13 protein-coding genes are annotated in these 15,251 nt (G+C 60.1%); 3 read left to right on the forward strand and 10 right to left on the reverse strand.

Translation table 11 applies throughout. The features are described from left to right. Positions 1 to 15 precede the first annotated feature (15 nt). Positions 16 to 1,068 carry a tRNA 2-selenouridine(34) synthase MnmH gene (gene mnmH, locus J7416_RS01560; protein ID WP_209222419.1) on the forward strand — a complete coding sequence of 351 codons (1,053 nt, stop codon included), beginning with the start codon at positions 16 to 18 and terminating at the stop codon, positions 1,066 to 1,068. On the opposite strand, the gene selD is transcribed toward mnmH, so the two are convergent. The 7 genes from selD to J7416_RS01595 are packed head-to-tail and all read right to left on the reverse strand — an operon-like array spanning position 1,059 to position 9,151. Further along, positions 1,059 to 3,218, reverse strand: a complete 2,160-nt coding sequence (gene selD, locus J7416_RS01565) for a selenide, water dikinase SelD (RefSeq protein WP_209222420.1) — start codon at positions 3,216 to 3,218, stop codon at positions 1,059 to 1,061. The two genes, mnmH and selD, sit on opposite strands and share 10 nt — an antisense overlap. Before the next feature lie 5 nt (positions 3,219 to 3,223). Further along, the gene (locus J7416_RS01570; RefSeq protein ID WP_209222422.1) at positions 3,224 to 3,610 is read right to left on the reverse strand and encodes a Na+/H+ antiporter subunit G; all 387 of its coding nucleotides are present in this window, start codon (positions 3,608 to 3,610) and stop codon (positions 3,224 to 3,226) included. Positions 3,611 to 3,617: 7 nt separating this feature from the next. Beyond that, positions 3,618 to 3,887 carry a K+/H+ antiporter subunit F gene (locus J7416_RS01575; protein WP_209222424.1) on the reverse strand — a complete coding sequence of 90 codons (270 nt, stop codon included), beginning with the start codon at positions 3,885 to 3,887 and terminating at the stop codon, positions 3,618 to 3,620. Next, a complete protein-coding gene (locus tag J7416_RS01580; RefSeq protein ID WP_170465898.1) occupies positions 3,884 to 4,381 on the reverse strand; it encodes a Na+/H+ antiporter subunit E in 498 nt (165 codons plus the stop codon). Before J7416_RS01580 ends, J7416_RS01575 begins: the two co-directional genes overlap by 4 nt. Beyond that, on the reverse strand, positions 4,381 to 5,925 hold the full coding sequence (locus tag J7416_RS01585; protein ID WP_209222426.1) for a monovalent cation/H+ antiporter subunit D: 1,545 nt from the start codon (positions 5,923 to 5,925) through the stop codon (positions 4,381 to 4,383). Before J7416_RS01585 ends, J7416_RS01580 begins: the two co-directional genes overlap by 1 nt. After that, complete coding sequence (locus J7416_RS01590) at positions 5,922 to 6,281, reverse strand: Na+/H+ antiporter subunit C (protein ID WP_209222428.1); 360 nt, start codon at positions 6,279 to 6,281, stop codon at positions 5,922 to 5,924. Before J7416_RS01590 ends, J7416_RS01585 begins: the two co-directional genes overlap by 4 nt. After that, positions 6,281 to 9,151: a monovalent cation/H+ antiporter subunit A gene (locus tag J7416_RS01595; RefSeq protein ID WP_209222430.1), complete on the reverse strand. Its 2,871-nt coding sequence runs from the start codon at positions 9,149 to 9,151 to the stop codon at positions 6,281 to 6,283. Before J7416_RS01595 ends, J7416_RS01590 begins: the two co-directional genes overlap by 1 nt. A gap of 220 nt (positions 9,152 to 9,371) precedes the next feature. On the opposite strand from J7416_RS01595, the gene J7416_RS01600 reads away from it, so the two are divergent. Beyond that, positions 9,372 to 9,845 carry a rhodanese-like domain-containing protein gene (locus J7416_RS01600; RefSeq protein ID WP_209222432.1) on the forward strand — a complete coding sequence of 158 codons (474 nt, stop codon included), beginning with the start codon at positions 9,372 to 9,374 and terminating at the stop codon, positions 9,843 to 9,845. Further along, the gene (locus J7416_RS01605) at positions 9,842 to 10,666 is read left to right on the forward strand and encodes a PHB depolymerase family esterase (protein WP_209222434.1); all 825 of its coding nucleotides are present in this window, start codon (positions 9,842 to 9,844) and stop codon (positions 10,664 to 10,666) included. Before J7416_RS01600 ends, J7416_RS01605 begins: the two co-directional genes overlap by 4 nt. On the opposite strand, the gene mdoH is transcribed toward J7416_RS01605, so the two are convergent. Genes mdoH through J7416_RS01620 form a run of 3 tightly spaced genes read right to left on the reverse strand, consistent with a single transcriptional unit; the run spans position 10,667 to position 15,245 of the window. Further along, on the reverse strand, positions 10,667 to 12,535 hold the full coding sequence (gene mdoH / locus J7416_RS01610) for a glucans biosynthesis glucosyltransferase MdoH (protein WP_209222436.1): 1,869 nt from the start codon (positions 12,533 to 12,535) through the stop codon (positions 10,667 to 10,669). It lies immediately after the preceding gene. Continuing rightward, positions 12,532 to 14,031 (reverse strand): glucan biosynthesis protein G, encoded by a 1,500-nt coding sequence (locus J7416_RS01615; RefSeq protein WP_209222438.1) that lies wholly within the window; start codon positions 14,029 to 14,031, stop codon positions 12,532 to 12,534. The genes mdoH and J7416_RS01615 overlap by 4 nt, the downstream gene beginning before the upstream one ends. Beyond that, positions 14,028 to 15,245, reverse strand: a complete 1,218-nt coding sequence (locus tag J7416_RS01620) for an OpgC domain-containing protein (RefSeq protein ID WP_209222440.1) — start codon at positions 15,243 to 15,245, stop codon at positions 14,028 to 14,030. The genes J7416_RS01615 and J7416_RS01620 overlap by 4 nt, the downstream gene beginning before the upstream one ends. Between the last annotated feature and the right edge of the window lie 6 nt (positions 15,246 to 15,251).

Raw genomic sequence — 15,251 nt, forward strand, 5'->3', positions numbered from 1 at the left:
GGATAGACCTTTGGCATGGTTCTGAAATTCGACAGCCTTCCCGATCTTTATGCGCATGAGTTCGATACGGTCATCGACGTGCGCAGCCCTGCGGAATATGCCGAAGATCACCTGCCCGGCGCTATCAGCCTGCCGGTTCTGGACGACGAAGAACGCGCCCGTGTGGGCACGATCTATGTGCAGGAAAGCCCCTTCCTGGCGCGCAAACTGGGGGCCGCGCTGGTTTTTCGCAATGCGGCGAACCACATCGAAAACAGCCTGTCGCATCACGAAGGCGGGTGGCGGCCTCTGGTCTATTGCTGGCGCGGCGGGCAGAGATCGGGCTCGTTCACGTGGATGCTGCAACAGATCGGCTGGCGCGCCCAGGTGGTCGAGGGCGGTTATCGCACCTACCGCCGGTTGGTGAATCGTTACCTCTATGACGACCCGTTGTCGCATCGTCTGATTGCGCTGGATGGGTACACCGGAACAGCAAAGACCGAGCTTTTGACCCATCTGAAGGAACGCGGTGTTCAGGTTCTGGACCTTGAGGGTCTGGCCAATCACCGGGGGTCTCTATTGGGAGAGATGCCCGGCGGTCAACCCAGCCAAAAGGCGTTCGAATCTGCTCTGGCCGCTGCATTGTGCCGTCTGGAGTCCGCGCGTCCTGTGGTGGTTGAGGCTGAGTCGTCCAAGATCGGGTCTCTGATCCTGCCACCTTCGCTGTGGACTGCCTTGCGCCAGGCTCCGAGAATTCAGATCAACGCGTCGATTCAGGCGCGGTCCGCATATCTGGTCACTGCCTATGATGATGTGTTGTCGGATCAGGATCGCCTGCGCGACCGTCTGTCGCCGCTGCGGTTCCATCGCGGGCACGAGGTGGTGGACGGCTGGATGACCCTGATCGATGCGGGCGATAAGCGGGCACTGACCCAAGCGTTGATCGAACAGCACTACGATCCTGCCTATGCGAAAGCCGGCCGCGCGCGCAAAGCTGAGGTCATTGCGTCCATTGCGGTCCCCGCGCTGGATGCAGCAGGTTTATCCGCGGCAGCATCGCAGATCGAAGCCATTTTGGATCAGGTGTGAAGCCCTAGTCCCGGTGCTTCGGTTATTTGCCCGATGATCGCGGCGGGATACCCTGCCTCGCGCAAACGGTCGCAAATCGTCTGCGCCTGACCCGTTGGTACGGCGGCCAAAAGCCCACCGGCCGTCTGAGGATCGAACAACAGATCCGCCTTGCCGCCGGTCGGCAGTTCGGGCGCGATCGAGCGGTTGTCTTCGAAAATCGTTGACCGAATGCCTTGCTGGCTCAGTTCCAGGGCGCCATCCATCACAGGGATCGCTTCAAGGTCCAGAATGGCCCCACACCCCGAGGCGTCAGCGAGGCCCAAAAGGTGCCCCGCCAGCCCAAAGCCGGTGACATCTGTCATCGCATGCGCATCTGCCAGTATCTCCGAGGCTTTGCCCTGCGGCTGAACCATCTGCGCAAAGGCTGCTGCGACCCATTCGCCTTTCGCCGCGCCAGCCATCTCGGCGGCCATCAGAATACCGCTACCCAAGGATTTGGTCAGGATCAACGCATCGCCGGGCTGCGCGCCGGAAAGGGTGATCGGGTCGGTATCGCACAACCCGGTCAGCGAGAAACCGATCGTCATTTCATCACCCATGGAACTGTGCCCGCCGACAATCTCGGCCCCGGCGCTGCGGATAACGTCGGTGGCGGCCGCCATGATCTCGGCCATGGTGCGGTGCTGCAACACAGGGGACATACGCGGCAGGATGATCGTCGCGGTGGCCGCTTGCGGACGTGCCCCCATGGCCCAAATGTCCCCCAGGGCGTGAACGGCAGCGATGCGCGCCATCAGCGCGGGATCGTTGGTAAAACTGCGCAGGTGGTCCGATGTCATGACCTGTCTCGCACCGCCAGTGTTCAGAAGGGCAGCGTCGTCCCCCGGCAGCGAAGTCACATCACTGCGGGAAGGCGGCGGCAAATCGGCAAGCGCAGTTTGCAGCGCACCGCGACCCACCTTGGCCCCGCAGCCGCCGCACATCGGTTTGTTGCCCAGAGCCTCGATCAAGCCAGCCGCGTGCTGGCTGGGCAAGGCCGGAGGCTTCATTTGGGGCAAGTCGCGGAATTTGTTCATGAAGCTTTGGTCGATGTGATTTTTCCACTTCCACATCAGCGAACCGCTGAATGACGTCCCCAACCGTTCTCCCAATGCTGATTTGCCGCCCAGAGAGATCAGTTTGAGGTAGTCCTTTTGCGGCTCGTAGCGTCGCATAGTGCCAGCCCCCAGCGCGGCGCGCAGGTTTTGGAACAGGATCGGAGCCTCGCGCACGGCGTACACTCCGGCTTTGGGGCGAGGGTTCTCGGTGAGGTGTGCACAATCACCCGCGGCAAAAACGGCCGGATCGCTGGATTGCAGTTGTGCGTTGACTCGGATGAACCCGTCCTGCAGGTCCAGCCCCGTCTTCGAGATCCAGCCATAAGGTTTTGCACCTGCTGCGCCGGTCACAAAATGAGCTGCAATTTGACGCCCATCGTCCAAAGCCACGTGGTCGGTCGCAATCCGCGCAATGGGTGCGTCTTCGATCACCTCGATACCCAGCTCGGCCATCGCCTTGCGAATGGTCGCTGCTGCCTTAGGCAGCGTGGCCGTCAGGACCTGAGCATTGTCGATCAGGGTCAATTGCGCGGCGCGTCCCTTTGCGTGCAGGGCGTGGGCCATGGCCATAATCAGTTCGGCCCCGGCCACGCCGCCACCGATGACGGCGACCGCGGCATCGCCAGCCTCTTCGAGATACGCAGCCCATTTGGCGGCGAACGGTCCAAGCGGTTTGGCGGGTACAGCATGCTCGGCAAAGCCGGGCAGGGCAGGCATGTCCGAGGTGATCCCTACATTGACCGAGGCCACATCGAAGGCCACAGGCGGGCGGCCTGCCACGTGGACCTCATGCCGATCCGGGTCGATCCCCTGCGCCGCACCCAGAATGACACGCGCCCCTGCAAAACGGGCGAGTTTTACCAGATCAATGTCCAGCTCAGACCGGGAATAGTGGCCGGCTACGAATCCCGGCAGCATTCCGGAGTAAGGCGCAGTCGGGCCAGGGTTGATCACCGTAACCCGTGCTCCGGGCAGAGGATTCATCCCCCACTTTCGAAGAAGTAAGGCGTGGGTGTGACCGCCGCCGATAAGAACCAGATCGCGGGTCAGGGGCAGCGGTGGGTGGTGCATCAAACTCAGGTCTTGCTGTGATCAGGAACGTCTTCGACCTGCTCAACCGCGTGTGTGGCCCAAAGCTCATCTTCGCCCGCGTCTGGCAAATCGCTGGGCTTTTCATGGCGATGAATGTGCCATTTGGCAATGAACAGGGCCGTGATCGGCGCGGTCAGGAACAAAAACAGCGTGATCAGCAGTTCGTGCATGGACAGCTTGCCCTCAAGCAGGACCGAATGGCAGATCGAGGCCAGCAAAACACCGCCCACACCCAGCGTTGTCGCCTTGGTGGGGGCGTGCAGACGGGACATCGGGTCCTTTAGCTTGATCATGCCGTACGAGCCGACAAATCCGAATATGCCCGAGATGACGAGGAAGAAGGCAATCAGCAGTTCGACGATGAAAGTCATGGCATCCTCACTCGATTATATTGCCGCGCAACATGAAGCGCGCATAAGCGACCGTTGAAACGAACCCGAGCATGGCGATGATCATCGCGGATTCAAAGAACACCTCAGTTCCCAGGTTCAGGCCATAAAGGATCAGCAGCGCGATCGTGTTAATGACCATCGTATCAAGGGCCAGAACACGTGTGCCAACGCCGTCTGCGGTGATGATCCGCCACAGGCACATCATGATGGCCGTACCGAAACAGGCGAATGCAAACAAAATCGCATAGTCGATCATTCGAAAATCTCCTTCAGGCGACGTTCGTAACGGCTCTTGATCTGATCGCGCACAGCGTCGGGGTCCGGCGCGTCCAGGCAATGTACCAGCAGGTTATGGCCTTGGGCCGACAGGTCGCTGCTGACGGTGCCGGGGGTCATGGTGATGGTGCCCGCCAGCACAGTGATGGCCTCTGGCGTGCGCAACTCAAGCGGAACAGAAATCCAGGCCGGCTTTCGGTCTGCATCGCGTTTGAACAGGATGATCCGCGCAACGGTGACGTTGGCGACCACGATGTCCCACAGAACCACCAGCATATATTCCACAACCATCGGCCAGTTACGCAACTTGGGCCGGTCGGGCCAATAGGGCTGCGTGATGAATGGAATGATGATGCCCAGGATCAGGCCAAACACCAACGAATTGAGCGTCATGTTGTTGGCCAGCAAGACCCAGACAATCGTCAGCAGCACCGTGAGGTGCGGGTGTGGGAAAATGCGGTGCAGAAGTCTGATCATGTGTCGCCTCCCAATACGGCCGAGATATAGTTCTCGGGTGTGAACAGTTGCTCGGCCGTCTTGTTGGTATACTCCAGCGCGGGACCTGCAAACAGTGTCAGCAGCACAAGACCCATGGCCATCGCAAAGACGGCAGTGAAGGCGAGGCCGGGGTTGGGCTCGGGCGCAGGGGGTGCTGTGATGTCTTCTTCGTTTTCGGGGTCTCGTTCGGTGTTGTGCTGGACGTCGTGGCTTTTCCAGAAGATCAAAGAGCCCGCCCGAGCAAGACCAACGATGGTGACAAATGATCCGATCAGGATCACGGCCCAGATGGCCGTCACATCGGGAGCATCACGTGCAGCGTCCAAAACCAGCAGCTTACCGATAAAGCCCGACAACGGCGGCATACCGGCCATCGCAATTGCGCCGACGAAGAACAGCGCCGAGATCAGGCCGGTTTGCGGCATGGGGGCCGTCGGTGTGATTGCTCCGCCCCGGCGTTCCATCACCAGATCGGCAACCAGGAACATAAGCGCGGTGGCCAGGGTCGAGTGATAAACATAGTACAGCGCGGCGGCCGTCGCCGTTTCGGTGAACAGCGAGATTGCGATCAGTAGCGTACCCATCGAGGTTATCGCGCAAAACGCCACCATGCGCGCGATATGTTGTGAGCCAAGGATGCCAATGGCGCCGACTGCCAGAGTGACCAAGGCTGCGGGTTGCAGCCAGGTTCCGACAAGGCCCTGCGTTGCTTCAACTTCGGGGCCAAAGCCCAGAGTGTACATGCGCAGGATCGAATAGGCCCCGACCTTGGTCATGATGGCGAACAGGGCAGCCACGGGCAGGGGTGCGCTGGCATAGCTGGCGGGCAACCAGAAATGCAGGGGTAGAACGGCAGCCTTGATGCAGAACACCAGCAGCAACAGGACCGCACCGACCCGCAGCAGGGCGGTGTCGTCCGAAGGAAGGTCGGCCACACGCGCGGCCATGTCGGCCATGTTGAGCGTTCCGGCCACCGCATAGAGCGTACCAAGAGCAAACAGGAACAGCGTCGACCCCAGAAGGTTATAGGCCACATACTGCACCCCAGCCTTCAGGCGAACAGAACCGCCGCCATGGGTCATCAGGCCGTAGGACGCGATCAGCAGAACCTCGAAGAACACGAACAGGTTAAAGGCATCGCCGGTCAGAAACGCCCCGCAGACCCCCATCAGCTGAAAGTGGAACAGCGCATGGAAATGCTTGCCCCGGTCGTCCCAGCCGGACGCGATGGCATAGAGCACGATGGGCAAGGCCAGCAGAGCGGTCAGCAAGACCATCATGGCGGACAAGCGGTCCAAAACCAGCACAATGCCAAAAGGCGCGGGCCAGTTGCCCAGCTCATAGACCTGGATGTCGCCGCCTGCCGCCTGTGCGGTGATGGTCAGGGCAATCCCCAGCAGGGCCACAACCCCGGCGACCGAGAAGATGCGTTGCAGGTCCAGGTGATAGCGCAGGACCATGATGATAAACGGGGCCAGGATCGCGGGAAGGACGATCGGCGCAACGATCCAGTGGTTCATGCGTCATCTCCCGGCGCGTCTACGCTGTCATGGGCGGTCATATCGATATGGTCATCCTTCGCAGACAGATAGGCGGACAGAGAGATCATCACGATCACCGCCGTCATCCCGAACGAGATCACGATGGCCGTCAGAACCAGCGCTTGCGGCAGCGGATCAGTATAGGGCACTTCCTCGTATTTGTTCAGAACGGCCGGCGCGTCCAGCGCGAGCCGCCCGGTTGCGAACAGGAACACGTTCACCGCGTAGGTCAGCAGCGACAGGCCCAGAATGACGGGAAACGTCCGGCGGCGCAGGATCAGGAAAATACCGGCGGCGGTCATGACGCCGACCGCAGAGGCTACGAGCGCTTCCATCAGGCCTGCTCCTTCTCTTTGTCTTCTTCCGGCGGAGTATCCCGCAACGGGTTGATATCCATCGGGTGTTCTTGTGCCATGCCCGGCTGCCAGGCAAATCGTGACAGGCTATCCAGCGCCAGCATGACCGCGCCCAAAACGGCAAGGAACACGCCGACGTCGAACAACATCGCGGTCGCCCACTCAAATTCTTCGAGCGGGGGCCAGTTGATGTAGCCGAAGTCACTGGTCAGGAAGGGCCGTTCGTTGAACCACGCGCCTAGGCCGGTGGCCGCAGCGATCAAAACGCCCCAGCCGATAGTGCCGTGGTAGTAAAACCTTTGTCGTTCGATCGCCCAGGTATAGCCACTCGCCATGTATTGCATCAGGAAGGCAATCGCGACCACCAGGCCGGCGATGAAGCCACCGCCCGGCTGGTTGTGGCCGCGGAAAAAGATGTAGGCTCCGACCATCAGCGCGATGGGCATCATCATCCGGGTCACAACCACCATCATCAACGGGTGCGAGTCCCCTGATTGCGGCCAGTGCGGTTTGCGATTCAGCAGGTAAGCGCGGACATTTGTGCCCAGAACGGACTCGGTCAGAGCAAAGATGATCAGGGCGGCGATGCCCAACACGATAATCTCGCCAAAGGTATCAAAGCCCCGGAAGTCGACCAGAATTACGTTGACCACGTTGGTGCCACCGCCACCTTTGTAAGAGTTCGCCAGGTGGAAATCTGAAATCGTCGGAAAGGCGAAATCCCGCAGCATCAGCGCATAGATCAACGCACCTGAACCGATCCCCGCCACAACAGAAATGGCCGCATCGCGCCAGCGACGGGCAGCACTGCTGTCCCATGGCGTGTCCGTGGGCAGGAAGTTCAGCGACAACAGCAGCAGGATCATCGTCACGACTTCGACCGAGATCTGCGTCAGCGCCAGGTCCGGAGCAGACAGATAGTTAAACGCCATCGAGACAATCAGGCCAACGACACCGATCAGGACCAGCGACAACAGGCGGTTGCGGTGGAACCACATGATCGCCAGAGTTGCCCCGACAAGGCAAATCCATCCGATCAGCGGGATGATCTGAATACCCAGCCCGGTCCGGGTCTCCGGCCCGACCGTGCCGGTGGTATAGGCGTAGTAGCCCAGGCCAACTGTGAAGGCGATCAGGATGACAGCATAGCGGCTGAGAACGCCATTGTGGAGCGTGTCGGTGACCACCTGGCTGAGCTTTGTCAGCGCTGCGATCACCGCCTCGAAGATCACCTTGGCCTCGGGGCGGGGCAGTGCGTTCCAGAACCGCTCTTCATGCCTGTGCAGGCTCAGCAGGAACAGGCCGCCCAGGGTTGCTACAACGGACATGTAGAGGGCGGGCGTGAACCCATGCCAGAGCTTCAGTGAGTAATAAGGCAGTTTCTCGCCACCAATAACCGCACTGGACACGACCGCGACCAGCGGGCCGACAATGGCGTTTGAATACAGGCCGATAAGCACCACCAGTATGACAAGGAAGGCCGGAGCCAGCCACAGCCCGACGGGCGGATCATGCGGATGCGCCGGATAGTCGTGGCGTTCGGGGCCAAGAAACACGTGGCTGACGAACCGGAAGGAATACGCCGCCGAGAACAAAGCGGCCAGCAACGCCAATCCCGGCACGAGGTAATGCGAGTTCAACCAAGTTGTGTGAACGGTTTCCTCGAGCATCATCTCTTTGGACAGGAAGCCGTTGAGCGGAGGAAGGCCGGCCATCGACAGCGCGGCAATCGTGCCAATGGTGAAGGTGATCGGCATCAGGTGGCGCAGGCCGCCCAACCGCTTGATGTCACGCGTCCCTGTTTCGTGGTCGACGATCCCTGCGGTCATAAACAGCGCCGCCTTGAACGTGGCGTGGTTGATGATGTGGAACACAGCAGCGACCGCTGCAAATTTGGTGCCAAAGCCCAACAGCATGGTCACCAGTCCCAGATGCGAAACGGTGGAAAAAGCCAGCAGCGCCTTGAGGTCATCTTTGAACAGCGCGATCACCGCGCCCATCAACATGGTGATAAGTCCAGTTGTGGCAACAATGTAGAACCAAGCGTCCGTCCCGGCCAAAACGGGCCACATCCGCGCCATCAGGAACAACCCGGCCTTCACCATGGTGGCCGAGTGCAGATAGGCCGAAACCGGCGTCGGCGCGGCCATCGCATGGGGGAGCCAGAAATGGAACGGGAACTGTGCCGACTTGGTAAAGCAGCCCAGCAAGATCAGGATCAGAGCCGGCAGGTAATAGGGCGAGGCCTGGATAAGCTCTTTGTTCTGTAAAATGACGCTCAGGTCATAGGATCCGACGATATTGCCCAGGATCAGCATCCCCGCGATCATGGCCAAGCCGCCCGAGCCTGTTACAGCCAAAGCCATCCGTGCGCCTTGCCGCCCCTCGGGCAGGTGCTTCCAATAGCCGATCAACAGGAATGAGCTGAGCGACGTAAGTTCCCAAAAGATAAGCAAAAGCAGGATGTTGTCGGACAGAACAATCCCGACCATCGCGCCCTGAAACAGCAGCAGATAGGTGTAAAACTGGCCCATCGGATCTTCGCGCGACAGATAGAAACGCGCGTAAAGGATGATCAGCAACCCGATCCCAAGGATCAGCAGGGCAAACAAAAAACCCAGCCCGTCCAGCATGAAATTCGCGTTCAGTCCCAGTGCCGGGATCCACTCGAACCGGGCGGTTATGACCTCTCCGCGCATGACAGAGGGGATGTGAATCAATAACCCCATCAGCGCCAAGAAGGTGGTTAACCCAGCTGCGGAAGCGGCTGCATTTCGTCCTGCCCGGATCAGTAGAGCTGGAAAAACAGCGCCAAGAAAGGGAAGGGCCGCGATGAGGAATAGGGACAAGTGCGATACTCCGAGCTAGGCGGTCAACATGACAGATTTAGTAGGGATAATTTAATGACTGTTCAAAAAATGCAAGGTTTCGAACGGTTCTAAAAGGAACATATTGGATGCAATTTACCTGCGCGATAATGACGCGATCTTGATCTGCTGCCCGAATTTGGACGCAGCGGCCCTGAACAGGCTGTGTTACAAGCGGCACTAAGTGTCAGGAGGAGCCCGAATGGCAAGCAAGGTGAACCGAACCCGAAGGTGGGTTTTGCTGGGCGGTGGTGCGGCCATCGCCACGGGGTTTGCCATTCGCGAGTACCGGCTGATCCCGCCGGATTATGCGGGCGGTCAACTGAGCGTTCAGGACGCCCATCAGCGAGCGATGTCCGGTGAGATCGTGCTGGTCGACATTCGCACGCCCCGAGAATGGCGTGCGACCGGGGTCGGCGAGGGGGCCTATCCGCTGGACATGCGCCGTGACGATTTCGATCAGGTCCTGACAGAATTGGCCAACGGGGACCAGGATGCCCCTGTTGCCCTGATCTGCGCGCGCGGCGTCCGGTCCGCGCGTCTCAGCAACCGGCTGACCCAGGCCGGTTTCACCAATATCATTGATGTGCCCGAAGGCATGTTGGGCTCGGCTGCGGGCCCGGGGTGGGTGCGCGCCGGGTTGCCGGTTGAGCGCAATACAGGAGAGACAGGATGATCCGCAATTTGACCTTGGCCGCGGGCCTTGCGTTGACCGGGCAGGCCAGCTTGGCTGCCTGCGCCGAACAGGAGGGGATGTGCGAGACCGCGTCGGGCGGATATCACATCGAACTTCCGCAGGCCGACAATCCGCCGCTTGTCGTCTTCCTTCACGGTTATGGCGGCAGCGGGACCGGAACTATGAACAACCGGGGCATGGTCGAACCCCTGCTGGCGCGGGGATATGCGGTAATGGCCCCGGAAGGGCTGGAAAGATCAAACCGGCCCGGGGTCAAAAGCTGGAATTTTTACCCCGGATTTGGCGAACGCGATGAAACCGCCTTTCTGACCGAGGCCGTGCAGGATGCTGGCGCTCGGTTCGGTATCGACACGGACCGGGTCGTTCTGGGCGGGTTCTCGGCTGGGGCTTTCATGGTCTACTACCTCGCTTGTGCCGCGCCGGATACGTTTTCGGCATATGTGCCGGTATCCGGCGGGTTCTGGCGGCCGCATCCTGAGGCCTGCGATGGCCCTGTGCGCCTTTTCCACACCCATGGCTGGACCGACAATGTGGTGCCTCTCGAGGGTCGGCTGTTGGGCGGGGGCAGGTTCCATCAGGGCGACATCTTTGCGGGGCTCGAAATCTGGCGCGTGGCAAATGGCTGTGTCGATACCAAACCCAGCGGGTTTTCCACCACAGGCGTGTTCATGCGCCGTTATTGGGGCGGGTGTGACGAAGGCAGCGCGTTGGAGTTTGCACTGTTTCCGGGCGGTCACACAGTACCCAAAGGCTGGGCGGACATGATGGTTGATTGGTACGAGGGCCTGCCGGGTGGTTAATCACTCGGCAGGGGTCATGACACCTTTGCCCTCGATCACGTTTTTCAGCTCATCCCTGTACCGACGCGCCGACCGGGTGATGGCGGGTTCCTGAAAATCTTCTTTCATGCCAACCATCCGGCGTGCTGCGCCTGCCGAAACGCCGCTCAGCGCTGACAAAGGGATCGCCAGAGCCAGGCTGATTGCAATCGGAGCCAACCAGATTGAAACGAGGCCGGACAGGATGCCTGCGCTCAACGCCAGGCCACTGATCGTTTCGACCGTGTGGCACAGGATCAGTGTGCGCAGACTATAGGTGCCGCCGTCGCGCGCCTGCGGTGACCAGCCTTTTTGGATGCCAAGCGCGGTGCGGATGACGGCAATCATCTGCTGGACCATCAGAATAGGGGCGTAGAGGATCGACAACACGACCTCGGTCAGGAAAGAGGTCAGGAACTTGCGCCCACCACCGAACTCGGCATAGCGCACACCGCTGAGCGGCAGCGCCAGAACGCCCAGCACCTTGGGTGCGAGCAGCATCGCATACATGACCAGAATGATCAGCACATGGCGGGTTTCCGTCATCTCGGGCCATTGCGGGAACAGCGGATTGTCGGGGCTGAAGTAATGAAGGACGGACGCTTCTTCGCCCTGACCGATCAGTGCCCACATGACCAGCAGCGCAAACCACAGCGGCGACATCAAATAGCCGACCGCGCCGTGGAACATGTGGAACCGTGACACAGGCTGGAATCCAGCCGAGCCCAGCAGTTTCAGATGCTGCAGGTTGCCCTGACACCAGCGCCGGTCGCGCAGAGCGTGGTCGATCAGAGTGGGCGGGGTTTCTTCGTAGGATCCACGAATACGCGGCAGGAACCGCACGGCCCACCCGGCCCGGCGCAACAACCCGGCCTCGACGAAATCGTGGCTCATGATCAGCTTTTCCTGACCGTTCATCGCCCGCAGTTTCGGCAAACCTGCACTGGTCGCGAACGCTCGCGTACGGATGATGGCGTTGTGGCCCCAATAGTTACCTTCCTGCCCACACCAGCGCGCCAGACCCTCGGCAAAAGCGATGCCATAGACGCCGTTTGCAAACTGCTGCATCCGGGCAAAGACGGATTGCGCGCCGATCAATTGCGGGTAGCTTTGGATCAACCCGGCACCGGGATCGCGGGCCAGCGCGTCCGTCAGCCGTGATATGGCACGGCCCGTCATCAGACTGTCGGCGTCCAGCACCAGCATCGCGTCCCAGTCCGCGCCCCACCGGCTGACCCAATCGGCGATGTTGCCAACCTTGCGGTCCGTGTTCTGCGGACGGCGGCGATAATAGAGCTCAAGACCGGGGGCGAGTGTGGTGCGCAGCGCCTCTACGCTGGCTTGTTCCTGTGCGGCGATCTCAGGGTCGCGTGTGTCGGACAGGATGAACATGGCATAGTGGTGCTGTCCGCCACGCTTCTGCAAATCCTCAAGCATCGTGCGGGCATTGCCCAGCACGTTCCACGGCACCTCATTATAAACGGGTGTCAGCAGCGCGACGCGCAGAGGTTGAGCCCGGCCCCGCCGGACAGGACGATCTTGCCGGGACAGAGACACCATGCCCAGCAAGACGGTGCAGACCGTGAAGGAAATCCAGAAGAAGTTGAACGAGATCAGCGCCAGCAGCACTGCCTCGATCATGTTGATGCCTTCGGCACCGAACCAATCCGTCATGACCCACAGCAGGCCAAGTGTCGCCACCATTGCGGGCGAAAACGCCAGCGCGCGCCAGAACCCGGCCGAGGGGCGTTTGGCATCGGGCACCTGCGCATCCCGAAACCCCGCGCTGAAATCCTGCGCGGGCATCGCCAGAGGGGCCTCTGGCGGCATGATATGTAGGTCGCGGCTCATGTGGTCCAACGGTACAGCCACACCTCAGAGGCCGGCTTTCTGTCTTTCAGCAATTGCGCACGCAGCTCGACATGATCGCGGTCGCCGGGCTGGAACGAAAACGCCAGACGCAGGCCACCCGTGTCAGGGTTGCGCTGCAAAACACCCTCTGAGGTTTCAGCGTGCGGAGAGTCCACAAAGATCGTCATCGCCTCGGGGTCGTCAAACAGCTCACTTTCTTCAAAGTCGATGACGGCCAGACGCCCTTCGCCAAAGGTGTTGTCGCCCATGGCTGTGTTGATCACACGCGGCATTGGCGAGCGCTGGGGTTCTTCACCCCAGATCAGGCGGTAGGACAGATCGACCTGACTGCCCGGCGTATAGGGCTCGGCGGGTCGCCAATAAGCGACGATGTTGTCATAGATTTCCTGATCCGCCGGAATTTCAACCAGCGTGACCGACCCTTTACCCCAATCCCCGGCAGGTTCGACCCACAGGCTGGGGCGCTTGTGATAGTTTGCCTCAAGGTCGGCATAGTCCGAAAACTCTCGTTTTCGTTGCAACAGGCCAAAACCACGCGGGTTGGTATCGACGAAGGACGAAATCTGCAGGCGGGTCGGGTTGGCCAGAGGCCGCCACAGAACCTCGCCAGCGCCGTTACGAACCAAAAGGCCGTCGCTGTCATGGACGGCAGGGCGGAAATCGTCAAACCGGCTGTGATTGGTCTGATCGAACAGGAACATCGAGGTGCCCGGAGCGATCCCGACATGCGTCATCTCTTCACGCGGGAAAAGCGTCGCCTCGACATCCATGATGGTGTCTTGTCCGGGTGTGACCTCAAAGCGATACGCACCACTGACGCTGGGGCTGTCCATCAACGCATGAACAACCATGTTCCTTTGGCCGGGCGCAGGGCGTTCCAGCCAGAAACGTATGAACTCCGGAAACTCTTCACCGTCCGGATCGCCGGTTTTCAAAGCCAGCCCACGCGCCGACAGACCGTAGGCTTCGTGTAGTCCGATGGCGCGGAAATAGCTTGCACCCTGAAAGACACAGAATTCATCGGTCAGCCCCGGGCGGTGCATCTCGGCCCGCAGGCGAAATCCTGAAAAACCAAGCGTTTCGTCGGCGGGCAGGACAGGCACATCTTCGCTTTTGGTGAACATGTCGAGATCAAACGCCACAGGCTCTACCTGACCGTGGTCCACGGTAGAGATCTGCACAGCGCGGGGGAAGTACAGTCCAGGCGCAAAGAAATCGACCTCGAACGGGGTTGTTGTGTCGTACCACAGGCCCTTTTCCAGCTTAAACCGGATCGAGCGATATTGCGGATACGTCAGGTCCTGCCATTCCTTTGGTACCATATCGCGTTCAGCATAGGGGCGGCTGGCCAGATCACGGGCTAGCTCAATCACATCATTGCGGCTAAACGGCGCTGCGCCCCCTGTGGCGAAAGCCGCCGGAGCGAAGGCAAGAGCAGTGGACGAGGCCAGAAATGCGCGGCGTGTAAAATTCATTTCTTAGACTTCCAAGGTTGAGACTTAAACCAAGCGGCCATGTATGCCACGCCGATGATCATCGCAAAGCCAATCATGTTGGCGACAAAGACACTGGCGACATCTCGCCCACTCTGGTCCAGGCCAACGCCGATAAGTCGTGCAGCGGCCATGGAAAATACGAACACCGCCAGCGATTGCTGCCCGACTTTCGTGATCACGGTCAGCAGGAATTGCCACACTTTGGCCGCTGCGCCCTGACCGGTTGCGATCAGGCGGTGGCCGTGTTCACCAGCCACGACCCAGCCCAAATAGGCCAGCGACAGGAAGTGCAGATAACGGAACAGGCCGAAATCGGTCTTGTCGCGGAATTCCTTGGTGACCGGCCAGACCTTGCGGATTTCATCCGCCAGATCGGGGGCGGCGGAATTGATCCATGTGAACACTTTCCACGACCCAAACGGCATCGAGAAAATCAGGAACAGCGCGGCTGCCCAGATCAGGGTTTTCGAGACCGGCGGGGCCGGGATCCAGCCGCGCATGAAGGCGAAACCGGTGAAAAACAGCAGCTGCCAGCCGAAGGGGTTGAAGAACCACTGACGCTCTGACCACGGCTCGGCTGGTAAGTCCAAGACGTCGAACTGAGCCACCAGCCAGATCGTGATCGAGGTCGCGGCGACCGCCCAGAATCCGATGCGATACAGACCCATAAAGATCGGCATCATCGCCAGAACCACCAGATACATTGGCAGAATGTCAAAGTAGTTCGGCACGTAGGTCAGCGTGAAAAGTCCCACCATCTGCGGCGCGGGGTCGTTGAAAAAGTGCTGCAGGTTCAGCGAGGAAATATATGTTTTTTCGAACAAACCTGACTGATCGAGTGCGGCCATGGACATGGCCACAAAGAAGAACAGACAGATATGCGCCCAATAGACCTGCCAGATGCGGAAGGACACGCGCGCGGTGCCCATCCACCAGCCCTTGCGCAGGAACGCGCCACCAAAGGCGATGGCCGAAGCCATACCGGAGCAGAAGACAAAGATTTCGGTTGCATCCGAAAATCCGAACCGCGCGGGAATCCATCTGGCCCATGGGTCATTCGGGATATGGGCGATCAGGATGATGAACATCGCGATTCCGCGATAGAAATCCAGGCGCGGGTCGCGCGTGCGGGCAGGGGCGGCTGCAGAGGCAGCCACCGGCGCAAAATCAGAAGCGGGCGAAACTGTCGCCATGCGAAT

It is taken from the genome of Ruegeria sp. R14_0 (genome assembly GCF_017743975.1).
Classification (GTDB): Bacteria; Pseudomonadota; Alphaproteobacteria; order Rhodobacterales; family Rhodobacteraceae; genus Ruegeria.

Bases quoted from the DNA above. Each gene is read 5' to 3' on its own strand.
- mnmH (WP_209222419.1), top strand. From the start codon at position 16: ATGGTTCTGAAATTCGACAGCCTTCCCGATCTTTATGCGCATGAGTTC.
- selD (WP_209222420.1), bottom strand. From the start codon at position 3,218: ATGCACCACCCACCGCTGCCCCTGACCCGCGATCTGGTTCTTATCGGC.
- J7416_RS01570 (WP_209222422.1), bottom strand. From the start codon at position 3,610: ATGACTTTCATCGTCGAACTGCTGATTGCCTTCTTCCTCGTCATCTCG.
- J7416_RS01575 (WP_209222424.1), bottom strand. From the start codon at position 3,887: ATGATCGACTATGCGATTTTGTTTGCATTCGCCTGTTTCGGTACGGCC.
- J7416_RS01585 (WP_209222426.1), bottom strand. From the start codon at position 5,925: ATGAACCACTGGATCGTTGCGCCGATCGTCCTTCCCGCGATCCTGGCC.
- J7416_RS01590 (WP_209222428.1), bottom strand. From the start codon at position 6,281: ATGGAAGCGCTCGTAGCCTCTGCGGTCGGCGTCATGACCGCCGCCGGT.
- J7416_RS01600 (WP_209222432.1), top strand. From the start codon at position 9,372: ATGGCAAGCAAGGTGAACCGAACCCGAAGGTGGGTTTTGCTGGGCGGT.
- J7416_RS01605 (WP_209222434.1), top strand. From the start codon at position 9,842: ATGATCCGCAATTTGACCTTGGCCGCGGGCCTTGCGTTGACCGGGCAG.
- mdoH (WP_209222436.1), bottom strand. From the start codon at position 12,535: ATGAGCCGCGACCTACATATCATGCCGCCAGAGGCCCCTCTGGCGATG.
- J7416_RS01615 (WP_209222438.1), bottom strand. From the start codon at position 14,031: ATGAATTTTACACGCCGCGCATTTCTGGCCTCGTCCACTGCTCTTGCC.
- J7416_RS01620 (WP_209222440.1), bottom strand. From the start codon at position 15,245: ATGGCGACAGTTTCGCCCGCTTCTGATTTTGCGCCGGTGGCTGCCTCT.